The following is a 14,941-nucleotide window of genomic DNA, read 5'->3' on the forward strand; positions in this document are numbered from 1 at the left end:
AGCCCGCGTTCGCAATGAACGCGGGCTTTTCTGTCTTGCTCTGAGAAGCGAGGCTTACTTGTTCGGCTGCGGCGTCATCCGCAGATACGGACGCAGCGCCTTGTAGCCCTTCGGAAACTTGCGCCTGATTTCTTCCTCATCCTTGAGCGACGGCACGATCACGACATCATCGCCATGCTTCCAGTTGCCCGGCGTCGCGACCTGATAGTTGTCCGTCAGTTGCAGCGAGTCGATTACACGCAGCACTTCGTCGAAATTGCGGCCCGTGCTAGCCGGGTACGTGATGATCAGACGCACCTTCTTCTTCGGGTCGATGATGAAGAGCGAGCGCACCGTCAGCGTTTCGTTCGCGTTCGGATGAATCATGTCGTACAGCTGCGACACCTTGCGGTCGCCGTCGGCGAGAATCGGGAACCCGACGCTGGCTGCCTGTGTCTCGTTGATGTCCTTGATCCACTCGTTGTGCGACTCCTTGCTGTCGACAGACAACGCGATCGTCTTTACGTTGCGCTTCTCGAATTCGCTTGCAAGCTTCGCGGTCAGCCCGAGTTCCGTCGTGCAGACGGGCGTGAAGTCCGCCGGGTGCGAAAACAGGACGCCCCAGCTGTCACCCAGCCATTCGTGGAACCTGATGCGGCCGATGCTCGACTCCTGCTCGAAGTCCGGTGCGACATCGCCAAGACGTAGACTCATAGTGCAGCTCCTTGAAGTTGTTCGAATGATCCGCTCGGTCCGGCCGGCGGAGGGTTACAAATTAGAGCATACGGGACGAGGTCGTGCACCGCTAACGAACATCGACTGCGACGCTTATCTGTTTTTGTAATTTTCTCGCCGATGTACGAAACTTAGCGGGACAGATCAACTCCATCCACACGATGGTTTGTTCTGCGGACACGTGAGCGTCACGGTTCGAAGCGGCCATATGACACGTCCGCGGCAGCCAGGAACGCTTCATGCAAGCGCGTTCGGAACTTGCGCGCGGCGATGCGCGTAACCGGATGGCGCGCGGCTCGTTGGCTCGCCAGCAGCCGTTTCTTTGGTTACGATTCACGCGTAGCGTGCACGAAGGGAGCAGTCAATGTCGGAAGTCAACAAGGAGAGATTGATGTCGGATATCAAAACCGTACTCGCAGACGCGGAAGATCTGCTGAAGCAGGCCGCGAGCGCCACGGGCGAACGCGCTTCTGAACTTCGCGAGACGGCGCTCTCGCGTCTCAAGCAGGCGAAGGAAAAGGCTGCCGACGTGCAGGTGGTGGTTGTCGAGAAAGGCAAGAAGGCCGCTCGCGCCACCGACGACTATGTCCACGAACACCCGTGGGCGTCGATTGGCATCGCAGCCGGCGTTGGCGTGCTGGTGGGCCTGCTGATCAATCGCAAGTAACGCGCGCGACGCGCGCCGGCTGCGCGGTCGAGCGGCCGGCGCGCTTTGCTGACTTGCAGACCGGCGCGCGAGCGGCCGGTCGGCTCCATCTACGCGCATCCTCGCGCGCAACACGCTCAAGCCATGATCGACACACAATCGCACAGCGGGGACCGCGGGCCATTGCGGCGCATCCTCAGTTCGTTCTTTTCGATCCTGCAAACGCGGCTCGAACTGATCGGCATCGAGCTGGCCGAGGAAAAAGACCGATTGCTGCTGGTGCTCTTCATGGGGCTCGCCGCCATGATGCTCGCGACGATGGCGTTGATCGCGCTGACCGCGCTCATCGCGATTGCCTTCTGGGACACCTACCGATGGCAGGCGCTTGCCGGCATCACGATCGTCTACGCAATCGCGGCGATCGTTTTCGCGCTCAAGGCTCGCAGCGGCTTGCGCAATGCGCCAATGATCTTCGAAGCCACGCTCCACGAATTCCAGAAGGACCGCGAGATCTTCCGCAAACGCTGAAGGCCGTGCGCCGTCCTTGGCTGTCGATCGACAGCGACTTTGATCAACCGTTCGATCAACCGGCGATCCACCATGAGCCAGGTCCATTCCGATAACGCATTTCGAAGCCACCGCCACACCGGCAAAGACCTGAGCGCGCCGCATCTGCGCGCGCTGCGCAAGGAACTGCTGATCGTGCGAGCGGACGTCGAACGCATGGAGCTTGCCCAGGCGACGCTCGATCTGCGCAATGCCGTCACGCATTTCAGCTGGCTCAAGTTCATCGTGCCCGGCTTCGGCGCGATGCCTTGGGGACGCCGTCGCGGCGCGGCCAGCGGAATCGGTGCGCTGCTCAAGGAGTACCCGCTGATCAGTTCGATCGTGTCGCTCGTGCTCGCGAAGCCGATCCGCAACAGTGTGACGGCGACCGCGAAGCCCGCGCTCAAGTGGGGCAGCCTCGCGTTGGCGGCATGGGAAGCGTATCGCATCTACAGACAGATCAGGCGCGAGGGTGCGAAACCTACGGCAACGTCCACCGGCGCAAAAGACGCCAATATGAACCCGCCCTGACGCGATTCGTGTCGATCGTTCAATCATCTATCGCGTGCTCCAGCATTGGTCGGCGACTGCGTCCACCGAGCCACGGTTCGACTTCGTGCCCGTCGCATCGAGAATGAACGTGCCGCACGCGTCATCAGCCATCGGTCCGTTCCCGATCGGTTGCGCTTCGAGCGTATAGCCGCCGTTCGAATCGTCGGCGGACAGCATACGCAAGTGATAGATCGCCTTCCCCGCTTGCGGCGCCTGGTCGAAACCCAAGGGCAACGGCGCCCCATCCACGTAAGCGGACGACTCCACGAACTGCGCCGCGCGATACAGCGCCGACGCAGCATCCATCCTGTGCGCCTTCGCGATATGCGCGACATACGATGGTATTGCGAAGACGGCGAGCGTCGCCGCGATCGCCATCGCAACCACGAGTTCGAGCAACGAGAAGGCATGCGACTTGTGCTTTATCGCAAGGGTCATGGCCGGTTGTGCGCTCAGAACACTCATAAGACTCATAGGTTCAAAAGGGACGCGCCGCCACGCGACGCCAATGTTTCTCGACCGTGCCGCCGTCGATGACAACCTGCAATTGCAGCCACATCTGCGAATCGACTTTGCGGCCGTACCCTCTCGCCGTCACGAGATAAGCATGCGCGTCGGCACGATTCGCCAGCCGCCATCCTTCGACGAGACATCGCGGCACCCGCAATGACAACGTTGCGGGCCACGACGCGAATGGAGCGATTGCGTTGGACTCGAACGTCGTCTGCGACTTCCAGCCGGCCGGCTCACCTGCGACGTCCGGCATCGCCGGCACGGAACCACCGATGACGTTGCGGGCGCAGGCCGTCAGCGCTGCGTCCGCGGCATGGAACGCGAGCAGATGGTCATATATGCCAGTCGCGTTACGCGCAGTCGCCACCGATTGCTCGAACCACGCCGCCGATGTCGCAAGCATCATCGATGCGAGCAGAAGCACGACGGGCAGCGCAATCCCCCGTCCATGCGCAAGACGACGCACCGTTCTGCGTTGTTTCATCTGACTGTCGATCACCCAGCACTCCCTTCATTGTTTCGAAGCGCGACGCGCCGCCAGAACGCGCGCCGCATTCTCGTATCGGCACTGACGGCTGGCACGCCGTCGCAATCGACATAGCGCGTCTGCCCCATCTGAGGCGCGCCGCGAACGAGCACGCACACATCGACGGCGACGACGCTGCTCCATTGCGTCGGCGCAAGCGACGCGGCATTGAGCGCCGACGGCGCCCCCATCAGCCAGTACCGCAAGCGCACGCGCTCGACGCCTTCGACGAGCGGTTGCGACGAATTCGCCCCCGTGCCTTCGCAGTACAACTCGGGCTCGCCCGTCGAGCTGCTGGTCTTCGCATAGAAACGGTTGACGATGGACACGCCCGGCGCATCAGCATCCGCTTTCGTGACGCCCTGGCCAAGGCAATCGGTCGTGAGGTTCGCGGCAGATGGCCATGTCGATACGTTGTCCGCGACGTAGCGCACCGCGATGCCGTCCGAATGCGTTGCGAGCGATTCGCAGGAGAGGCTGTCGTCGGCGCCCACCGGCCGTCCGCCCGAGCAGCCGAAAAGACCGGGACGCGTGACGAAAGCTCGCGACATGTCGGCGGAAACGAACCCGGCCATCTGCAACTGCTCGCCGATCAGCGACAGCGCCGTCATGCCCGCATCGTGGATCTGCGCTGCATCGGCAGCCCGCGCAAACGCGATCCGTTGCGAGCGATAGAGCGACACAGCGCCCGCTGTCACGATCAGCCCTAAAGCCATCGCGATTGTCATTTCGAGCAGCGTGTGACCGTATGCGCCTGCAAACCGCGTACGAGGTGGCGTCCGAATAGGGTCTTGAGAAACGAGCGGCATCATCGAGAAAACGCCACCACGATGCATTCACGCCCTTGGGGCACATCGACATCGCCGCACGATGCGGGGATATCGATCACGTCTCCCGAGCCCGTGGCGTTACGCGCCAGAGTAAGCTGCGCCGCCCAGGTCGCGCGGGCGAACGACAGATCGGCGCCCGAGACGGCCGCATCGCCTTTCGGCAAGATACTCGCCGCACGCGCCTTCCATTCACTGAGCGCGGGAGCGCTCTCGCTCGCGGAAGGCGCACGCGCTGCCTCGGCAATTGCGTCGGCGATGAGCGCGGCCTGCTCCCGGTACGACGTCGCACGGCTGTCGCGCGCAATCGACAGTTGCACCGCGATCAGGCCAAGCACGGTAACAGCCGTGAGGGCAACGGCGATCAGCACTTCGATCAGCGTCTGCCCGCGCGGAAGAAACACTCGCGCGCGCCTCATGTCGTGGCCCCGCATGCACCATCGACGATACGCGCACGGCCGCCCGCAGCGATACGGATGCAGCGCCGCCAGTCCTTGCCCTGTGTCGCCTTCGAAGCCGCACGCGGGCCGACGTCGAAGCTGCGGAAGCTGCCGTTCGCCTGTCCCGCCGGCGGCGTAAACGTGAGGTTCGTGAGCGCGCCGGCGATGCTGACATCCGCCAGTTCGGGCTGCACGCGCAACGGATAGAAACCGCCCGCGCGCTCGATCATCACGGCCCATCCGCACGACCAGTCGACGGGGCCCGTCTTGCACGCCTGTCCAACGGCAAGACAATGACGCGCCGAATCGACACGGCACACTGTCACGCGCACGCCGCGCCGAAGTGCTTCACCGCGCGCGTAACTGAGCGTGGAAAGCAACGCGCGCGCACGTGCGTCGACCTGATCGCGCGCGTGCCAGGCCACGAACGAAGGAACGCTCATCGTCGCGACGATCGCGAGCAGCGCGATGACGACAAGTGTCTCGAACAGCGTGAACCCGCGACAGACACGCGATGTATGAGCATCACATTTCATCAGCATTCCTTTACTTATGCCAAGAACGTGAGACTCTAACGGCGTGCGGCGAGGTTCACAATTAGCCGGATGGCCAGGTGGCGGACGCGCGAATCCCTGCACGACAATGCACGTACATCGTGGATTCGCGGATGGACTTCAGGGAGGAAGGATGCGGATGCGCAAACAATCAGCGCTTGCGAGTGGGCTTCGCGGGCGTGGCCGGTGCGTTCATCCGGCGAAACTCTTCGATGACGTCTTCGAATTCGGAAACGTCTTCGAAGCGCCGGTAGACGGATGCAAAGCGCACGTACGCGATGGTGTCGAGCGCGCGCAGCTCGTTCATCACGAGCTCGCCCAGACGCTCGCTGCGCACTTCGCGCTCGCCGCTGCCAAGCAGCTGATACTCGATGCGCGACGCGGCGGCATCTACCGCGTCGGCCGCAACTGGGCGCTTGCGCAGCGCCAGTTGCATGCTCGCGACGATCTTGCGGCGATCGAATTCAGTGCGGCTGCCGTCCTTCTTCACGACGGCGGGCAAGGCCAGTTCGACCCGCTCGTATGTCGTGAAACGCTTGTCGCAGGCCGGGCAACGGCGACGGCGACGGATCGCGGCGCCATCCTCCGATACGCGCGAGTCGACGACCTGCGTATCGTCATGCCGGCAGAAGGGGCAGCGCATGGCAGCTTAACGGTAGACCGGGAAACGTTGCGTCAGCTCGGCGACCTGCGCGCGCACGCGCTCGATCGTGGCCGTGTCTTCCGGATTGTCCAGCACGTCGGCGATCAGGTTGCCGACCTGCTCCGCTTCCTTCGTGCCGAAACCGCGCGTCGTCATTGCCGGCGAACCAAGACGGATGCCGCTCGTCACAAACGGCTTTTCCGGGTCGTTCGGAATCGCATTCTTGTTCACAGTGATGTGCGCCGCGCCCAGTGCCGCTTCCGCCGCCTTGCCCGTGATCTTCTTCGCGCGCAGGTCGACGAGCATCACATGGCTTTCCGTGCGACCCGACACGATGCGCAGACCGCGCTTGACGAGCGTTTCAGCGAGCACGCGTGCGTTCTCCACCACACGCTGCTGATATTCCTTGAATTCCGGCGACAGCGCTTCCTTGAACGCGACCGCCTTGCCCGCGATCACGTGCATCAGCGGACCGCCCTGAATGCCCGGGAAGATCGCCGAGTTGATCTGCTTCTCGTACTCGGCCTTCATCAGGATCACGCCGCCGCGCGGGCCGCGCAGGCTCTTGTGCGTGGTCGTCGTGACGAAGTCGGCGAACGGCACGGGGTTCGGATACACACCCGCGGCGATCAGGCCGGCATAGTGCGCCATGTCGACCATCAGATACGCGCCGACCGACTTCGCGATCTTCGACAGACGCTCGAAATCGATGCGCAGCGCGAACGCCGATGCGCCTGCGACGATGAGCTTCGGGTTGTGTTCCTGGGCGAGCTTTTCAGCTGCGTCGTAGTCGATGTCTTCCGCTTCGTTCAGACCGTAGCTGACCACATTGAACCACTTGCCCGACATGTTGACGGGCGAGCCGTGCGTCAGGTGGCCGCCATGCGCGAGGCTCATGCCCATGATCATGTCGCCCGGCTTGAGCATCGCGAAGAACACGCCCTGGTTCGCCTGCGAACCCGAATTCGGCTGGACGTTCGCGGCCTCCGCGCCGAACACCTGCTTCACGCGGTCGATCGCCAGTTGCTCGACGACGTCGACGTACTCGCAACCGCCGTAGTAGCGCTTGCCCGGATAGCCTTCCGCGTACTTGTTCGTGAGCTGCGAGCCTTGCGCGGCCATCACGGCCGGGCTCGTGTAGTTTTCCGACGCGATCAGTTCGATGTGCTCTTCCTGACGGTGGTTCTCGTCCTGGATTGCCTTCCAGATTTCGGGGTCCACGTTGGCGATGGTGCTTTGGGCTCTGTCAAACATGCTGGTTCCGTTAAGTGTGTTCAGGTTGACCGGATCGTGCGCAGGTCGTGTGCCGGGAGCGTAGTGGGTACGCAGCACTGCTGGCCGCTGCTGATGGTGGGAGCCTTGACGTGGCGGGTGAAGGACGTGCCGCACACGCGAGGCAGGACAACCACCGGCAGCGCAAACGACGGCGCGCTCGAAACATGGCTGCCCAGGCGAACGGCAAAACGGCACCCTGCGCTTCACGGTGGGATGCTCCACCTTGAACCCGTCAGGCTTGACAGCGTCGGGTCCTATCGCCAGTCACGTAGGGATGAGCGCGTTAGTTTATTGGAACCAGGTGGAATAGGCAACCGAACGGGCAAGCGCGCCGGACCCGCCGCCAGAAGCCCCGCGGCGCCGCTCGGCCCGCCCGGACGTGCCTTCGCGCGGCGGGGTCATTCTTGCCGCAGCGCGCCATTGGAAGTAGGCTTGTGGCCTTTCTCCACCGACCATGGAACAGCAATGATCGTGTTCGTTACCGGGGCGTCCGCTGGGTTCGGCGCCGCCATCGCCCGCGCGTTTGTCAAAGGCGGCCACCGCGTCGTCGCCACCGCGCGGCGCAAGGACCGTCTGCACGCGCTCGCGGACGAACTCGGCGACAACCTGCTGCCGGTCGAACTCGACGTGCGCGACCGCGCGGCCGTCGAGGCGGCGCCCGCCGCCCTCCCCGCCGAGTTCGCCGCCGTCGACGTGCTCGTCAACAACGCCGGCCTCGCACTCGGCCTCGAACCGGCGCAACGCGCGATGCTCGACGACTGGACCACGATGATCGAGACCAACTGCACGGGCCTCGTGCAGGTCACGCGCGCCTTCTTGCCCGGCATGATCGAGCGGAATCGCGGGCACGTGTTCAACCTCGGCTCGGCGGCGGGCACGTGGCCGTATCCGGGCGGCAACGTCTACGGTGCGACCAAGGCGTTCGTGCGCCAGTTCAGCCTGAATCTGCGCGCCGACCTGCACGGCACGCCAGTTCGCGTGACGGACATCGAGCCGGGCCTGTGCGGAGGCACCGAGTTTTCCAACGTGCGTTTTCGCGGCGACGACGAAAAGGCGGCAAACGTCTATCAGAATGTCCGGCCGCTCACGCCCGAAGACATCGCCGATTCGATCTACTGGATCGCGACGCGCCCCGCGCACGTCAACATCAACACGATCGAGCTGATGCCCGTCGCGCAGTCGTTCGCCAGCCTGAACATCCATCGGGGTTGAGCATCTCGCAACGGGACATCTGGCGGCCGCGAGAGAGCGCGCGGCGCCCGCGCAACAAATGTGCCCAAAAATGCGGCGCGCTTTTGCGTTCCGGTAAAATGCGCGGCTATGAATATGTCTGACAGTCAGTCTGACGCGGAAACCGGCTTTATCTGGCCGATTCGCGTGTATTACGAAGACACCGACGCCGGCGGCATCGTGTTTTACGCGAACTACCTGAAGTTTTTCGAGCGCGCCCGCACCGAATGGCTGCGGGCCTGCGGAGTCGATCAACGCAAGCTGGCCGACGAAACAGGCGCGCTGTTCGTCGTGCGCAGCACCGCGCTCGATTATCGCGCGCCCGCGCGGCTCGACGACGTGCTGCGCATCGTCAGCCGGATCGAGCGGATTGGCCGCGCGTCGGTGGACTTCGCTCAGAAAGCCTGGCGCGACGACACGCTGCTGGCAACGGGCACGATCCGCGTGGGCTGCGTCGACTCGACGGCGATGAAACCGGCCGCCATTCCTCCGCCTGTTCTCGCTGCGTTGCGGCGCGGATCGCTCTCAAACGGCGCGAGCGTGTCAACGGCAGGCAATTAAGTGTCGTTGTTACCTCGACAGTGAATTCGTAACGGTCACAACAAGACCAAGCATGGTTCGGCGAAAGGTCCGCCGAAGCTTCCGGTTTGCCGACTGAATGCCAACCGACCGCTTCGAACCGCCTTTCAGCCGAATGCCCCTTCCGGGACGTTACAGCGAAACTCTATGAACACTACTCAAGATCTTTCGATCATTTCTCTCGTTCTCAATGCAAGTCTGCTGGCGCAGGCGGTGATGGCGCTGCTGCTGCTGCTGTCGCTGATGTCGTGGACTTTCATCTTCCGCAAGTGGTTTGCGATTCGCCGCGCGCGGGCGCAGACTGAACGTTTCGAACGCGATTTCTGGTCGGGCGGCGACCTGCAGGCGCTGTACCAGAGCGCCGCGAATAACCGTCACACGATCGGGGCGCTCGAACGTATCTTCGAATCGGGCATGCGTGAGTTTCTGAAAGGCAAGGAAAAGCGGATCAACGATCCGGGCGCGATTCTCGACGGCGCGCGCCGCGCCATGCGCGCCGCATTCCAGCGCGAAATGGACGTGCTCGAAGCCAACCTCGCATTCCTTGCATCCGTCGGTTCCGTCAGCCCGTACATCGGTCTCTTCGGCACGGTGTGGGGCATCATGAATGCGTTCCGCGGCCTCGCGAACGTCCAGCAGGCGACGCTCGCGAACGTCGCGCCCGGCATCGCCGAAGCGCTGACGGCAACGGCCATCGGCCTGTTCGCAGCCATCCCCGCCGTCGTCGCGTACAACCGCTACGCGCACGACATCGATCGCCTTGCGATCCGCTTCGAAACCTTCATCGAAGAGTTCTCGAACATCCTGCAACGCCAGGCCCATTAAGGAGTCCACGATGGCCGGTTCAGTTCGTTCCAGCATGCGCGGCAGCCGCTCGCGCCGCGCGATGGCCGACATCAACGTCGTGCCGTACATCGACGTGATGCTCGTGCTGCTCGTGATCTTCATGGTGACGGCCCCGCTCGTCGCGCCGTCGATCGTGAACCTGCCGACTGTCGGCGGCGCCGCGCCCCAGCAGCAGACGCCGCCCGTCGTCGTCAACATCCGCGCGGACGGCAACATGAGCGTCAAGTACAAGGATGACGCGGGCACGACCCAGCAGGAGACGATGACGCAAGCCGACCTGCGCAGCTTCGTCACCGACCGCGAGGCGTCGCATCCCGATCAGCCTGTCGTGATCGCCGCTGACAAGACCGTGAAGTATGAAGTCGTGATGAACGTGATGTCCGACCTGAAGGCTCGCGGCGTCAAGCGCGTTGGGTTGCTCGTCAAATCGCAATGATCCGTCGACCGAAAAACGTCTATCCGCTGCAGCCGCCGCGCGAGCGCGGCACGGGGCGCGCGTTCGCGCTCGCCGCGCTGATGCACGTGCTTCTCGGATTCTTCCTGTATCACGGCATTCACTGGCAGAACAGCACGCCCGCAGGCGCGGAAGCCGAACTGTGGACGCAGGTGCCGGATACGCCGGCGCCCCGCCCCGCTCCGCCGCCGCCCGCACCCGTGAAGCCCGCGCCGCAGGTCAACGACGAAGAGGCTGACATCGCGCTGCAGGAAAAGAAGCGTAAACAGCAGGAAGCCCAGCGTCAGGCGGAACTCGCCGAGCAGCAGCGTCAGCAGAAACTGCAGGCCCAGCAGGAAGCGGAAGCGAAGCGCCAGCAACAACTGGCCGCCGATCAGGCAGCGGCTGCTGCGGCCGCGAAGCTCAAGCAGCAACAACAGCAGCAGCAAGCCGAAAGGTTGAAGCAGCAGCAATTGGCCCAGCAGAAGCAGGACCAGTTGAAGAAGCAGCAGGAAGAGCAGCAGAAGGAACAGCAAGCGAAGCAGGCCCAAGCCGAAGCGCAGGCCAAGGCTGAAGCGGCGAAGGCCGCGAGGGCCAAGGCACAGGCGCAAGCCGAAGCCGCGAAGAAGCTCGACGCGGAGCGCCGCGAGCGTCTCGCCGCGATGCAGGGTATGGCGGGCGGCGAAGGCTCGACGGGCAACGGTCTGGCGAAGGGCGGCACGGGCAGCGGCGCGGGCGGCAACGCCACATCGCCGGGCTATGCGGAGAAGGTGCAGCGCCGCGTGCGTCCGAACATCGTCTGGTCGGGCGAAACGGCGGGGCTCGAAACCGTGGTTGCCGTCCGCTGCGCGCCGACGGGCACGTTGCTGAGCGCGACCGTCACGCGCAGCAGCGGCAATTCGGCATGGGACGACGCAGCGTTGCGCGCTGTCCAGCGCTCGGACCCGATGCCGCAAGACGTCAACGGCAAGACGCCCGCGAGCTTTACGATCACACTGCGTCCGGCCGCCTGAACGCTGAACCGCGTCGAACGGTCCGCCCGCCTTACAGGTAGGTGACCGGGAACGATTTCTGCGTATGGCGGTCTGTTTGTAACCTTGGAGTGTTAGAAATTCGTTTTTGGGGAATTTATACAGAATGAGTTTGATGACCAAGCTAGGCCTGCGAGCGCTCGTAGCGTCGTGCCTGATCGCCGCCGGCGGTGCCGCCCATGCACAACTCAACGTCCTCGTGACGGGCGTAGGGTCCACCCAGTTCCCGATTGCCACGGCAAATTTTGCCAACGAGGCAAGTTCTCCCCAGCAGATCAGCGCGATCGTCCGCCAGGACCTTCAGCGCAGCGGTAAGTTCACCAACATCGACGCCGGCGGCACGCCCGTTTCGGAAGGCGATTCGGTCGATCTGGGCGCGTGGAAGGCCAAGGGCGCGGACGCGTTCGTTGCAGGCAGCGTCACGCGTCTGCCGAACGGCCAGTATCAGGTGCGCTTCAAGTTGTACGACACCGTCAAGCAGCAGAACCTCGGCGGCCTGGAGCTGACCAGTCCGGAAAGCGGCCTGCGCATGAGCGCCCACAAGGTCGCGGACTATATCTACGCCAAGCTGATGGGCGGCCGTGGCGTGTTCGCGACGCGCCTGTCGTATGTGATCAAGACGGGTGGCCGATACCAGCTGCAGATTTCGGATTCGGACGGCCAGGAAGCGCACATCGCGCTTTCCAGCCCCGAGCCGATCATTTCGCCCGCATGGTCGCCTGACGGCACAAAGGTCGCGTACGTGTCGTTCGAAAGAAAGAAGCCGATCGTCTACATCCACGATCTGCCGACGGGCCGCCGCATCGTCGTATCCGATCAGAAGGGCAACAACAGCGCGCCCGCATGGTCGCCTGATGGCCGTACGCTCGCCGTCGCCCTGTCGCGCACCGGCAATACGCAGATTTTCGCCGTCAACGCCGACGGCAGCGGCCTGCGCCGTCTGACACAAGGCACCTCGATCGATACTGAGCCGTCGTACTCTCCCGACGGCCAGTCGATCTATTTCACCAGCGACCGCGGCGGCCAGCCGCAAATCTACAAGATGCCGGCCAGCGGCGAAAGCTCGGGCGGCGCGCAGCGCGTGACATTCAGCGGGAACTACAATACGAGTCCGCGCGTGAGCCCGGACGGTAAGCAACTCGCATACATCTCGCGCACGGGTGGGGGCTTCAAGCTGTACATCCAGGATCTGCAGTCGGGCGTCGCGACGGCGCTCACCGATACGACACATGACGAATCGCCGAGCTTCGCGGCGAATGGTCAGTACATTCTTTACGCCACTCAGGTGAACGGCCGTGGCGTGTTGGCCGCAGTTTCGACCGACGGTCGTACGCGGCAGGTCCTGTCCGTTCAGGGGGGCAGCGTACGCGAGCCTTCCTGGGGCCCGTTTATGCAATAACACACAAGGAGAGTGAAGCATGATGTCCAAACTTCGAATCGCGTTTGCCGTGACCATGGTCGGCGCGCTGGCTGCCTGTCATTCGGGCGTCAAGCTCGACGAGAACGCCAACAAGGGCGGCGCAGGCGCGCAGCCTAACCCGAACGATGTCGCCACGGTGAACGTCGATCCGTTGAACGATCCGAATAGCCCGCTCGCAAAGCGCAGCATCTATTTCGATTTCGACAGCTACTCGGTCAAGGACGACTACCAGCCGCTGCTGCAGCAACACGGTCAGTACCTGAAGAGCCATCCGCAGCGTCACGTTCTGATCCAGGGCAACACGGACGAGCGCGGCACGAGCGAGTACAACCTGGCACTCGGCCAGAAGCGTGCTGAAGCGGTCCGTCGCGCGCTGTCGCTGCAGGGCGTTGCGGATTCGGAAATGGAAGCCGTGAGCCTCGGCAAGGAAAAGCCGGTGGCAACGGGTCATGACGAAGCGTCGTGGGCGCAGAATCGCCGCGCCGACCTCGTCTATCAACAGTAATAGGTGGCAAGCCGTATGACGCACCGTTTCTCCTGGCTGCGCATGGCCGCAGCCGCTTGCGTCGCAGGGACGGCCGCGATGGCCCTGCCCGCTCACGCAGGCATGTTCGACGACGATCAGGCTCGCCAGGCGATCCTCGATCTGCGCAGCAAGACTGATAGTCTGTCGAGCCAGCTGTCGGCGGCTCAACGCACGATCCTCGACCAGCAAAACCGTCTCGACCAGCTGAACCAGCAGGTCGCGACGCTGCGCGGTCAGAACGAGGACCTCACCAATCAGCTCGCCACGTTGCAGAAGCAGCAGAAGGACTACTACACCGACCTCGATGGTCGTCTGAAGAAGTTCGAGCCGCAGCAACAGACGGTTGATGGCGTCGAGGGCACCGTGCAGCCCGGTGAAACGGATGCGTTCAACGCGGCTTCGCAGCAGTTCCGCAACGGGGACTTCAAGAACGCGGCGACATCGTTCCGCAGCTTTATCGCGAAGTACCCGCAAAGCCCGTATCAGCCGACGGCGCAGTACTGGCTCGGCAACGCGCTGTACGCGCTGCGCGACTACAAGGGTTCGACGACCGTGTGGCAAGGCGTCGTGCAGAAGTATCCGCAGCATCCGCGCGCGCCTGAAGCCCTGCTGGCAATCGCGAACAATCAGCTCGAACAAGGGCAGAAGGCCGCCGCCAAAAAAACGCTGGAGCAGATCGTCGCGCAATACGGCGGCTCTGATGTCGCGCAGTCTGCGCAAAGCAAGCTTTCGCAGATCAAGTGATTTGGCTGCGTCCGGTTTGTGCCGGGCGCCCGGTTGCCGGATGTAGATGCAGTAAAACACGCAGTATCGAGGTTCGATAACCGATACGCGTGCCTCTCGCTGGAAAGCCCGGAACTTCGCAGTTTCGGGCTTTTCGTTTTTGGGCTTGTGCTTGTCGGGCTGCTCGTCGGCGACCAATTTGGCCGGCGTATTGTTGACAGCCCCTGCCCCCGCCGATATAATTTCGCTTCTCTTTCGGGTCGTTAGCTCAGCTGGTAGAGCAGCGGACTTTTAATCCGTTGGTCACTGGTTCGAATCCAGTACGGCCTACCAAAAGATTCAAGGGCTTAGCTTCGGCTAGGCCATTTTCTTTGCATCGCAATCCGCCTACCGCTCCGCAAACCTACTAGCCGTTCCACGCACAAAGCGTGATCGAGCCGCTGTCGACCACGCTCTCCCTCCCAGCCAATTCCGCTACCGAACCCGTTGTCGCCGGCGCCAGTTTCACCGGCTGCCGTCATCGAACTGCACAATCGGAAAAACAACTCTGACATAGAGAACCTGCTGCCCAACCTGGCTGGGCAGAGTAGCGAGTCGAGCTTCAGTGTAGGACTGTTGGTGGGTTATCTCCTGTTAGCTCCCAGCATCATGTCCGCGAGTTCGATGAGCGAAGTCGCCACAAAGTCCCACTCGTCTTCTGCAACAAGGTCTTTCGATTGCGCGTTACCATGTTCATACGGACGCGAAACAAACGCTGTCTTGAGCCCGCACGCCTTCGCGGCCTTCAGGTCATCGTTGTGTGCAGCCACCATGCAGAGTTCCCCCGGTTCTATTGCGAGCAGCTCCGCGTATCGAGATAAACGGTATGCGTAACATCCCAGCGCACGTTTAGACGTAGATTCGAATCTCTGGAGTTC

20 protein-coding genes, 1 tRNA gene and 1 riboswitch are annotated in these 14,941 nt (G+C 63.0%); of the genes, 12 read left to right on the forward strand and 9 right to left on the reverse strand.

Annotated features, from left to right (window positions below; all coding sequences use genetic code 11):
• Nucleotides 1-54 precede the first annotated feature (54 nt).
• On the reverse strand, nt 55-693 hold the full coding sequence (locus AABE10_RS23850) for a peroxiredoxin (protein WP_342935703.1): 639 nt from the start codon (nt 691-693) through the stop codon (nt 55-57).
• Between the two features lie 385 nt (nt 694-1,078).
• On the opposite strand from AABE10_RS23850, the gene AABE10_RS23855 reads away from it, so the two are divergent.
• The 3 genes from AABE10_RS23855 (at nt 1,079) to AABE10_RS23865 (ending at nt 2,437) form a co-directional block, all read left to right on the forward strand.
• Nucleotides 1,079-1,381, forward strand: coding sequence for a DUF883 family protein (locus tag AABE10_RS23855; protein ID WP_007584918.1), 303 nt, complete (start codon nt 1,079-1,081; stop codon nt 1,379-1,381).
• A 123-nt stretch (nt 1,382-1,504) separates the two neighbouring features.
• Nucleotides 1,505-1,888: a phage holin family protein gene (locus AABE10_RS23860; RefSeq protein WP_342935704.1), complete on the forward strand. Its 384-nt coding sequence runs from the start codon at nt 1,505-1,507 to the stop codon at nt 1,886-1,888.
• Between the two features lie 72 nt (nt 1,889-1,960).
• The gene (locus tag AABE10_RS23865; protein ID WP_342935705.1) at nt 1,961-2,437 is read left to right on the forward strand and encodes a DUF3318 domain-containing protein; all 477 of its coding nucleotides are present in this window, start codon (nt 1,961-1,963) and stop codon (nt 2,435-2,437) included.
• Nucleotides 2,438-2,464: 27 nt separating this feature from the next.
• Here the strand turns inward: AABE10_RS23865 and AABE10_RS23870 are convergent, their stop codons facing one another.
• From AABE10_RS23870 to glyA, 7 genes are all read right to left on the reverse strand, one after another.
• Nucleotides 2,465-2,896 carry a type IV pilin protein gene (locus AABE10_RS23870; protein ID WP_342935706.1) on the reverse strand — a complete coding sequence of 144 codons (432 nt, stop codon included), beginning with the start codon at nt 2,894-2,896 and terminating at the stop codon, nt 2,465-2,467.
• A gap of 40 nt (nt 2,897-2,936) precedes the next feature.
• Nucleotides 2,937-3,455 (reverse strand): hypothetical protein, encoded by a 519-nt coding sequence (locus AABE10_RS23875; protein WP_342935707.1) that lies wholly within the window; start codon nt 3,453-3,455, stop codon nt 2,937-2,939.
• A gap of 11 nt (nt 3,456-3,466) precedes the next feature.
• On the reverse strand, nt 3,467-4,225 hold the full coding sequence (locus AABE10_RS23880; protein ID WP_342935708.1) for a PilW family protein: 759 nt from the start codon (nt 4,223-4,225) through the stop codon (nt 3,467-3,469).
• A gap of 80 nt (nt 4,226-4,305) precedes the next feature.
• Entirely contained in the window at nt 4,306-4,728 is a 423-nt protein-coding gene (locus AABE10_RS23885; RefSeq protein WP_342935709.1) for a type IV pilus modification PilV family protein, read from the reverse strand.
• An 11-nt stretch (nt 4,729-4,739) separates the two neighbouring features.
• On the reverse strand, nt 4,740-5,300 hold the full coding sequence (locus AABE10_RS23890) for a GspH/FimT family pseudopilin (protein WP_342935710.1): 561 nt from the start codon (nt 5,298-5,300) through the stop codon (nt 4,740-4,742).
• A gap of 169 nt (nt 5,301-5,469) precedes the next feature.
• Entirely contained in the window at nt 5,470-5,961 is a 492-nt protein-coding gene (gene nrdR, locus AABE10_RS23895; RefSeq protein ID WP_342935711.1) for a transcriptional regulator NrdR, read from the reverse strand.
• Between the two features lie 6 nt (nt 5,962-5,967).
• Nucleotides 5,968-7,215 carry a serine hydroxymethyltransferase gene (glyA, locus tag AABE10_RS23900; protein ID WP_342935712.1) on the reverse strand — a complete coding sequence of 416 codons (1,248 nt, stop codon included), beginning with the start codon at nt 7,213-7,215 and terminating at the stop codon, nt 5,968-5,970.
• A gap of 184 nt (nt 7,216-7,399) precedes the next feature.
• Nucleotides 7,400-7,514: riboswitch (ZMP/ZTP riboswitch) on the reverse strand.
• 187 nt (nt 7,515-7,701) lie between these two features.
• Here glyA and ydfG point away from each other — a divergent pair.
• The 9 genes from ydfG (at nt 7,702) to AABE10_RS23945 (ending at nt 14,357) form a co-directional block, all read left to right on the forward strand.
• Nucleotides 7,702-8,448, forward strand: a complete 747-nt coding sequence (gene ydfG, locus AABE10_RS23905; protein ID WP_342935713.1) for a bifunctional NADP-dependent 3-hydroxy acid dehydrogenase/3-hydroxypropionate dehydrogenase YdfG — start codon at nt 7,702-7,704, stop codon at nt 8,446-8,448.
• Nucleotides 8,449-8,556: 108 nt separating this feature from the next.
• Nucleotides 8,557-9,027 carry a tol-pal system-associated acyl-CoA thioesterase gene (gene ybgC / locus AABE10_RS23910; protein WP_342935714.1) on the forward strand — a complete coding sequence of 157 codons (471 nt, stop codon included), beginning with the start codon at nt 8,557-8,559 and terminating at the stop codon, nt 9,025-9,027.
• 165 nt (nt 9,028-9,192) lie between these two features.
• Nucleotides 9,193-9,870, forward strand: a complete 678-nt coding sequence (gene tolQ / locus AABE10_RS23915; protein ID WP_012401829.1) for a protein TolQ — start codon at nt 9,193-9,195, stop codon at nt 9,868-9,870.
• A 10-nt stretch (nt 9,871-9,880) separates the two neighbouring features.
• A complete protein-coding gene (tolR, locus tag AABE10_RS23920; protein ID WP_342935715.1) occupies nt 9,881-10,327 on the forward strand; it encodes a protein TolR in 447 nt (148 codons plus the stop codon).
• Complete coding sequence (tolA, locus tag AABE10_RS23925; RefSeq protein ID WP_342935716.1) at nt 10,324-11,337, forward strand: cell envelope integrity protein TolA; 1,014 nt, start codon at nt 10,324-10,326, stop codon at nt 11,335-11,337. Before tolR ends, tolA begins: the two co-directional genes overlap by 4 nt.
• A gap of 124 nt (nt 11,338-11,461) precedes the next feature.
• Nucleotides 11,462-12,754: a Tol-Pal system beta propeller repeat protein TolB gene (tolB, locus tag AABE10_RS23930; protein ID WP_342935717.1), complete on the forward strand. Its 1,293-nt coding sequence runs from the start codon at nt 11,462-11,464 to the stop codon at nt 12,752-12,754.
• Nucleotides 12,755-12,773: 19 nt separating this feature from the next.
• The gene (gene pal / locus AABE10_RS23935; RefSeq protein WP_342935718.1) at nt 12,774-13,280 is read left to right on the forward strand and encodes a peptidoglycan-associated lipoprotein Pal; all 507 of its coding nucleotides are present in this window, start codon (nt 12,774-12,776) and stop codon (nt 13,278-13,280) included.
• A 15-nt stretch (nt 13,281-13,295) separates the two neighbouring features.
• Entirely contained in the window at nt 13,296-14,045 is a 750-nt protein-coding gene (ybgF, locus tag AABE10_RS23940) for a tol-pal system protein YbgF (protein WP_342935719.1), read from the forward strand.
• A 236-nt stretch (nt 14,046-14,281) separates the two neighbouring features.
• Nucleotides 14,282-14,357, forward strand: a tRNA-Lys gene (locus AABE10_RS23945).
• Between the two features lie 290 nt (nt 14,358-14,647).
• Here AABE10_RS23945 and AABE10_RS23950 read toward each other — a convergent pair.
• Nucleotides 14,648-14,836 (reverse strand): hypothetical protein, encoded by a 189-nt coding sequence (locus AABE10_RS23950; RefSeq protein WP_342935720.1) that lies wholly within the window; start codon nt 14,834-14,836, stop codon nt 14,648-14,650.
• Nucleotides 14,837-14,941: the final 105 nt, after the last annotated feature.

This window comes from Paraburkholderia diazotrophica, assembly GCF_038900755.1.
Taxonomy (GTDB): Bacteria; Pseudomonadota; Gammaproteobacteria; order Burkholderiales; family Burkholderiaceae; genus Paraburkholderia; species Paraburkholderia diazotrophica_A.

Bases quoted from the DNA above. Each gene is read 5' to 3' on its own strand.
- AABE10_RS23850 (WP_342935703.1), bottom strand. From the start codon at position 693: ATGAGTCTACGTCTTGGCGATGTCGCACCGGACTTCGAGCAGGAGTCG.
- AABE10_RS23890 (WP_342935710.1), bottom strand. From the start codon at position 5,300: ATGAAATGTGATGCTCATACATCGCGTGTCTGTCGCGGGTTCACGCTG.
- AABE10_RS23875 (WP_342935707.1), bottom strand. From the start codon at position 3,455: ATGAAACAACGCAGAACGGTGCGTCGTCTTGCGCATGGACGGGGGATT.
- tolR (WP_342935715.1), top strand. From the start codon at position 9,881: ATGGCCGGTTCAGTTCGTTCCAGCATGCGCGGCAGCCGCTCGCGCCGC.
- AABE10_RS23870 (WP_342935706.1), bottom strand. From the start codon at position 2,896: ATGACCCTTGCGATAAAGCACAAGTCGCATGCCTTCTCGTTGCTCGAA.
- nrdR (WP_342935711.1), bottom strand. From the start codon at position 5,961: ATGCGCTGCCCCTTCTGCCGGCATGACGATACGCAGGTCGTCGACTCG.
- tolQ (WP_012401829.1), top strand. From the start codon at position 9,193: ATGAACACTACTCAAGATCTTTCGATCATTTCTCTCGTTCTCAATGCA.
- AABE10_RS23855 (WP_007584918.1), top strand. From the start codon at position 1,079: ATGTCGGAAGTCAACAAGGAGAGATTGATGTCGGATATCAAAACCGTA.
- glyA (WP_342935712.1), bottom strand. From the start codon at position 7,215: ATGTTTGACAGAGCCCAAAGCACCATCGCCAACGTGGACCCCGAAATC.
- AABE10_RS23860 (WP_342935704.1), top strand. From the start codon at position 1,505: ATGATCGACACACAATCGCACAGCGGGGACCGCGGGCCATTGCGGCGC.
- AABE10_RS23950 (WP_342935720.1), bottom strand. From the start codon at position 14,836: ATGGTGGCTGCACACAACGATGACCTGAAGGCCGCGAAGGCGTGCGGG.
- AABE10_RS23880 (WP_342935708.1), bottom strand. From the start codon at position 4,225: ATGACAATCGCGATGGCTTTAGGGCTGATCGTGACAGCGGGCGCTGTG.
- ydfG (WP_342935713.1), top strand. From the start codon at position 7,702: ATGATCGTGTTCGTTACCGGGGCGTCCGCTGGGTTCGGCGCCGCCATC.
- ybgC (WP_342935714.1), top strand. From the start codon at position 8,557: ATGAATATGTCTGACAGTCAGTCTGACGCGGAAACCGGCTTTATCTGG.
- tolA (WP_342935716.1), top strand. From the start codon at position 10,324: ATGATCCGTCGACCGAAAAACGTCTATCCGCTGCAGCCGCCGCGCGAG.
- ybgF (WP_342935719.1), top strand. From the start codon at position 13,296: ATGACGCACCGTTTCTCCTGGCTGCGCATGGCCGCAGCCGCTTGCGTC.
- pal (WP_342935718.1), top strand. From the start codon at position 12,774: ATGATGTCCAAACTTCGAATCGCGTTTGCCGTGACCATGGTCGGCGCG.
- tolB (WP_342935717.1), top strand. From the start codon at position 11,462: ATGAGTTTGATGACCAAGCTAGGCCTGCGAGCGCTCGTAGCGTCGTGC.
- AABE10_RS23865 (WP_342935705.1), top strand. From the start codon at position 1,961: ATGAGCCAGGTCCATTCCGATAACGCATTTCGAAGCCACCGCCACACC.